Source organism: Devosia sp. LjRoot16 (assembly GCF_964252795.1).
Classification (GTDB): domain Bacteria; phylum Pseudomonadota; class Alphaproteobacteria; order Rhizobiales; family Devosiaceae; genus Devosia_A.
In genome coordinates, this window is the sequence record NZ_CAXUPH020000012.1 from 1 (window position 1) to 6302 (window position 6302).

The 6302-nt window shown below is 67.4% G+C and carries 3 protein-coding genes; 2 read left to right on the top strand and 1 reads right to left on the bottom strand.

Annotated features, from left to right (window positions below; genetic code table 11):
* Positions 1–35: 35 nt before the first annotated feature.
* Entirely contained in the window at positions 36–3485 is a 3450-nt protein-coding gene (locus ACSQ23_RS28435; protein ID WP_436092712.1) for an autotransporter domain-containing protein, read from the bottom strand.
* Positions 3486–3647: 162 nt separating this feature from the next.
* Between ACSQ23_RS28435 and ACSQ23_RS28440 the strand changes: the two genes are divergently transcribed.
* Together ACSQ23_RS28440 and ACSQ23_RS28445 are read left to right on the top strand one after the other, a co-directional pair.
* Positions 3648–4292 carry a response regulator gene (locus tag ACSQ23_RS28440; protein WP_436092713.1) on the top strand — a complete coding sequence of 215 codons (645 nt, stop codon included), beginning with the start codon at positions 3648–3650 and terminating at the stop codon, positions 4290–4292.
* Positions 4279–6204, top strand: coding sequence for a sensor histidine kinase (locus ACSQ23_RS28445; protein ID WP_055877411.1), 1926 nt, complete (start codon positions 4279–4281; stop codon positions 6202–6204). Before ACSQ23_RS28440 ends, ACSQ23_RS28445 begins: the two co-directional genes overlap by 14 nt.
* Positions 6205–6302: the final 98 nt, after the last annotated feature.

Here is a 6302-nt window from a genome sequence, read left to right on the forward strand (position 1 = left end):
AGAGGGGAGAGGGGACGCGAGTTGCAGCGACGGCCTCAAAAACTCCCACCAACCGACGCGCTTGCCTGATGCGACTGCCCATTTTCGGAATACCGCCCGTCATAGCTCGCCCCAAGCGCCAACCCGCTCGTCAGCTCGAACGCCAGCCCGCCGCCGACCCGTACCCAGCTGACATCCCCAGGCGCCCCGCTGATGGTGAAAGGCGTCGTGCCCCCGGCAAAGCTGAAAGCCGCTGCCTGGTCGGTGCCGGCAAGGCTCTGCTCGTACAAAGCGCGACCCTCGAGCGACAGGGTGCCGGTCTCCAGCTCCACCTGCTGGCCCACCGATAGCCCCACGCCCGCCGCGGCTGACATGCTGCCGCTGGCCTCGGCCGTGAGGTTGAAGGCCCCGGCGCCGGTTTCGGTGAAGCCGGGATGGCTGAGCCAGCCGACGGCCAGCGTGCCGAGCGGCGCGATGCTGAAGCCATTGCCCAGCTCGAAGGCGTAGGAGGCCTCGAGCGCGAGGTTTGCCGATTGCGCCCAGTAATCGGCATGGGCGACCTCAGTGCTGTTGCCGATGGCAATCGTCCGGTCGGTGGCGACATGGCCGGCGCCGACCGACAGCGAACCGATCAGCGTCGAGGCGCCGTCGCTCCAGCCGCCATAGGCCGCGGCCGTGAGGCTGTCGAACCCAGTCTCGGAATTGCGCGCGGTGACGATGCCCTGGCCGTGCTGATAGCCGAGCGCCACGCCGCCAAAACCGGTGCCTGAGCCGAGGTCGATCTCGTTCTCGTAGCCCAATGCCAGCCCGCCGGTGCTCCAGCCGATCTCGGCGGCGTTGCCATCACCGCGCAGCTGGCCGGTGCTGCCGAGCGCGCCGATCCACGGACGCGCCGTGCCCTTGGTGGTGGCATCGTCGATGGCCCGGACGCCGATATTGCCGGGCTCTGCGGCGTAGCCCAGCGGTCCAGCCGCCGCGCCGGCGCCCGCGAGCCCGGCGGCAGTGCGGCGGTTGACCGTCTGGCCGAGCACCGCAAAACTCTGCTCCAGCACTTGCTGCATGGACGCATGCGCTTCGCCCGAGATGGCGTCGAGCGCGGCCGGCGCATCCTCCTCGCTCAGCCCCTGGAACAGGTTGAACCCGGCATTGCCCGCCCCAAGCGCGAACAGCGCATCGCCGGCAGCGCATTGGTTGGCGGTGCTGCCCTCGAGGCAGAAGCTCACCGCCTCCATGCTCGAGGTGAGGCGGAAATACTGCCCGTCAGAGGAGCCGGTGAAGTTGAGATAGGCGAAATTGTCGATGATCTCCGGCGCTTCGGCGACCGAGAGGTTGCCGGCGGTGGTGGTGTCGATGATGGTGTAGACGAGCCCCGGCGTGTAGGTGCTGCCATCATCGGTGCCGTTGCCGGCCAGCACCCTTATCTTGGCCCCGGCAGCGATGGTCGCGGTGCCCGTTACATGGGTGATGTCGTTGTGGGTGCCCGCGGTGTTGCCGCCATCGCTCAACTCGACCTCGTAGATCGAACCCGCGTCGAGCGTGAGCCCGCCCGTGGTCACTGCGCCGATCGAGTTGCCCGGCGCCAGCACCGCGCCATCCCCCACGCTGATCGCGCCGTACGTGCCGTTGCCGCCCAGCCGGGCGCCGCTCTCAGCCGTAACACTCGAAAGGAGCGTCCCGAGCACATTGAGCCCGCCGCCACTGACCGTGGTGGTGCCGGTAAAGCTGTTGCTGCCGCTCAGCGTCAGCGTGCCGCTGCCGGTCTTGATCAGCTGGCCCTTGCCCGCCAGCACGCCGCTGAAGGTGGTCGAGGCGTTGTTGCCGCCAAGCGTCAGCTGCGCGCTGCCGGCCGCCGTGTTCATGGTCTGCGGGTTGCCGAGCTGCACGGTGCCGGCGCCGGCGAGGCTGCCGATGGTCTGGGTCTTGTTGCTGTCGATCCTGAGCGTCGCGCCCGAGGCTACCTCATAAGCGCTGACCGCCGAGAGCACGCCAATTTCGCGCGCCCGGAGTGTCCCGGCGCTGATCAGCGTCGGGCCCTCATAGGTGCTGGCGCCATAGACGTTGAGCGTGCCCGTGCCCTTCTTGGTGAAGCCGCCCTCGCCGACCAGGCCGGGATCCATGTGGACGCTGAAAGTACCTGTGTCGATGGTGCCGCCGCCATCTTCCAGCGTGATATCGCCGGTCTGAAATCCGGAGAACAGAAATGACTGGTTGGCGGTGAGCTTCAGCGTGCCGCCATCGAAGGCCACTTTGCCGGTGCCAGTGGAGTTCAGCAGCTCCACCTGCTTGGCACTCAGTTGCCCGCCGCTTTCGAGCCGCAGCGTGGCGGTGGCCCCGACTTCGCCAGCCATCATCACGTAATCGATCACCGCCTGGCCGCCATCCGAGATGGTCAGCGTGCCCGAGGCGCCCTCGCGCATGCCGAGATAGACTTGGCCCGCTTCGACGCGCCCGCCGTCGGTCACCAGCAGCGCGCCGCCGCCTTCGAGACCGATGGTCAGGCCATCGACGCCCATCATCCAGCTGGAGCCGGCGCCGGTGACTTTGGCGGTCGCGGTGCCCTCGATGCCGAGGCCGGCGTCGACATAGCCCGTGCTGCTCTCGACCGCGGCGCCGCCGCTGACCACGAAACCGTCCTCGCCCGGGCCGGTGACGGTAACGCCGCCATACGACTTGAGCTTGGTATCCGCCCCGTCCACCGTAACGGTGCCGCGGTTGACATAGAGCGAGTTGAAGATCTCGACATAGGCGCCGTCGTTGATCTCCACCGTACCGCTGCCGTCGCGGCCGACATGCATGTCGCCTTCGTCGATGTAGCTCGAGCCGGTGCCGGTGACGACGAGCTTGCCGTCGGAACCGGGCCAATAGCCCAACCAGGTGGTGTTGGTGTTGACCGAGCCGCCATTCTGGACGGTGAGCGTGCCCTTGCCGCCATAGCCGACGAACATACCGGCGCTCGGGATCCGGGTGCTCCAGTTCGAACCGGTGCCGTCAATGGTCACGATCCCCTCCGAGCCCGCGGAATCCCCGATCAGGCCCTGGTTGCTGGTCACCGTGCCGCCCTCGAGGATTTCGAGTTCGCCATTGCCGTCCATGCCGAGGCTGAGCGTGGTCATCGAGTCAAAGCTCGAACTCGGGCCCACCACCGACAGCTTGCCGGTGCCGCCATCCATGCCGATATTGGTGTGGTAGGCTTGGAGCGAACCTTCGGTGATGTTCAGGGCGCCCTCAACGCCCTCGCCGATCCGGAGGTTGCCGGCTTCGGCCTCGCCACCGCCGGCGATCTCCGCAGCGGTCGCGCCGTTGATCACCACATCGCGCGTATTGTCCGGCTGCGCCCCGGTCCAGTTGCCGCTGGTGAACCAGTCCGACGATACCCCGCCGCCCCAGTTGGCGGTCTGCGCCTGCGCCGGGCTCATGCCAAGCGCGCTCAGCGCCGTCGCCGTCAGGAGGGTAGCGACCAGCGGAGCGAGGCGCGACGCGCGGTTGCGTTCGGTGCGGCAGTGCATGGATGTTCCCCCGTCCATAGGCCCACGCGCGGGCTTGGAGCCGCCGCAGGGCAGGGGGCACTATTGAGCCGATGGCCAAGCTCACATATCGCTAGAAATAGCGACAAGCCCGTAGGGGCGCCGTGCTAGAGCTTCCGTCGCAGGTGAGGCTGGGGGAGTGTTGTGGCGACAGGGTCAAAGCCCCTCAAGGTGACGATCGTCGAGGACGATGCATCGTTCCGGGGCAGCTTCGTTGCCGCGGTCGAGGCGGCCGAGGATATGCTGCTCCACGCCGCGGCCGAAAACGTCGCCCAGGCGATGGCGCTGCTCGGTGGCCCGCCTTCCGATATCCTGGTGGTCGATCTGGGGCTGCCCGATGGCTCGGGCATCGAGGTGATCCGCGCCGCCCACAGCGCCTGGCCGGATTGCGGCATCATGGTCTCGACCACCTTTGCCGACGATCGCCACGTCATCCCCTCGATCGAGGCGGGCGCCGCCGGCTATCTCCTGAAGGACAGTTCGCAAAGCCGGATGGCCGACGACATCCGCACGCTCCATTCCGGCGGCAGCCCGATCAGCCCGCGTATCGCGCGAAAGATCCTGTTGCGCTTCAGGCCGGTCGAGCCGCCGGCGCAACCCTTATTGTCGCCGCGCGAGCAGCAGGCGCTCGAGTTGATCACCAAGGGCTTCAGCTATGACGAGATCGCCGAGCTGATGGGGGTGACGCGCAACACGGTGATGACCTTCGTCCGCCGCATCTACCAGAAGCTCGAAGTGTCGTCGAAAGCCGAGGCGATCTTCGAGGCGCGCAGCCATGGCCTTCTATAAGCTCCTGGCGCGCTACCTCGCCGCCCTCGGCATCATCATCGCCGGGGCGGTGGTGCTGCACCTCGTCGCCCAACCGAGCGGCCTCCACATCACTTCGGCCGAGCTCGCGGTCGAAAGCACCGTCGGTTATCAGTCGCCCCCGGCGACGCTGATCCGCCGAGCCATGCCGGAGGACTGGGCCCCCGTGGCGCTGCCCAATGCGGCGATCCCCAGGCTCGCTTTGTCGCAGCACGCCGATGCCGATGCGCCCGACACGCAGGTCACCTGGTATCGCGCCGCGCTGCCGCAGCCGGTGTCGCCAGCCGACAAGGGCTATCTCTATATCCCGCGCTGGAAATCCGACGGCACGCTCGCCGTCTATGTCAACGGCGAGCTGCAGTACCAATCGCACGCGAACCTGCAATGGAACGGCTCGAACCGACCGCTGCGCATCGGCTTCGATGTCACCGAGGGGGCGCCACCGATCAACGCCATCGTCATCCGCCTGCAGCATTTGAGGGGGATCGGCGGGGCGCTCTCCAGCCTGTGGGTCGGCGATTTCGATCAGGTCGGGCCGGCCTATATGGTGCGCAACCTGTTCCAGGCCGAGCTCTCCTACCTCACCAGCGCGGCGTTCCTTGCCAGCGGCGTTTTCTCGCTCCTGGTCTGGTTCCGGCGCCGGCAGGAGCGGCTGTACCTGTTGTTCTTCCTGATGTCGGCGGCGACCTTCATTCGCGGCCTCCACAACCATCTGGGGCTCGAGCGGCTACCGCTCAGCGACGCCTGGTTCGGCTGGCTGACGGTCAATTCGACCATGTGGATGGTGGCGATCTCGCACCTCTTCCTCATCACCGTGCTGCATGTCCGGGCGTCGTGGATCACCGCCGTAGTCGGCGGCGCCACGCTGGTGCTGGGGCTCGCGACGCTGCCGCTGTTCTCGGCGGCGCTCGACCCCACGCTCACCGCGCCCTTCGCGTATGCGGCGGCCTTCGTCGTCTGCAACCTCGTGGGCATTTCCTCGATCCGCGCGGCCTGGCGCGCCCAGTCGATGGAGGGGCTGGTGCTCGCGGTGTGGGTGCTGCTCACCGCCTATCTGGGCATCAACGACCTGATGCTGCAGAACAACCTCATCAGCATCGAGGGCTATTTCATCCTGCCATTCGTGCAGATCGCCCTGGTCTTTGCCTTCTTCCACCTTGTCCTCGCGCACTATCTCGGGGCGATCGATGCGGTGGAGAACTCCAATACCTTGCTGGCCGAGCGGCTCACGGCGCGCGAGGCGGCGCTGCTCGCCAGCCACGAGCGGCTGCGCGAGATCGAGCAGCGCGAACTGCTGCTGCAGGAACGGCAGCGGCTGACCGAGGATATGCACGATGGGCTCGGCTCATCGTTGATCGGCGCGCTGCGCATGGTGGAGCGCGGCCGGCTCGACGAGACCGAACTCAAGCAGATCCTGCAGGGCTGCATCGATGACCTGAAACTCACCATCGACTCGATGGAGCCGGTCGAAACCGACCTGCTGCTGCTGCTCGGCACGCTGCGGTTCCGCCTCGAGCCGCGGCTCGAGAGCACCGGCATCAAGCTCAACTGGAATGTGCGCGACGTGCCGCCGGTGTTCTGGCTCGATCACCGCTATGCGCTGCATATTCTGCGGGTGCTGCAGGAGGCCTTCACCAACATCATCAAGCACGCCGACGCCACCGAGGCGACGGTCAGCACCGGCGTCGCCGCCGGCGATATCGTCATCAGCGTCTCCGATAACGGCAAAGGCTTCGATGCCGCCGCCCCGCGCTCCGGCCGCGGCCTCGCCAACCAGGCCCGCCGCGCCAGCGCCATGCGCGCCAAGCTCACGGTAGAGTCGGGGCCCGAGGGCACGAAACTGACCCTGCTGCTGCCGATCCGGCAGCTGGCGGAGGATGTGGCGGCGGACTGAGGGGGCCGGTTCGAGCTCCCCGATAGCGCAGTCGGGACTCCCTCTCCCGCCTGCGGGGGAGGGGGGACCACGCGAAAGCGTGGTGGGAGGGGGGTGCC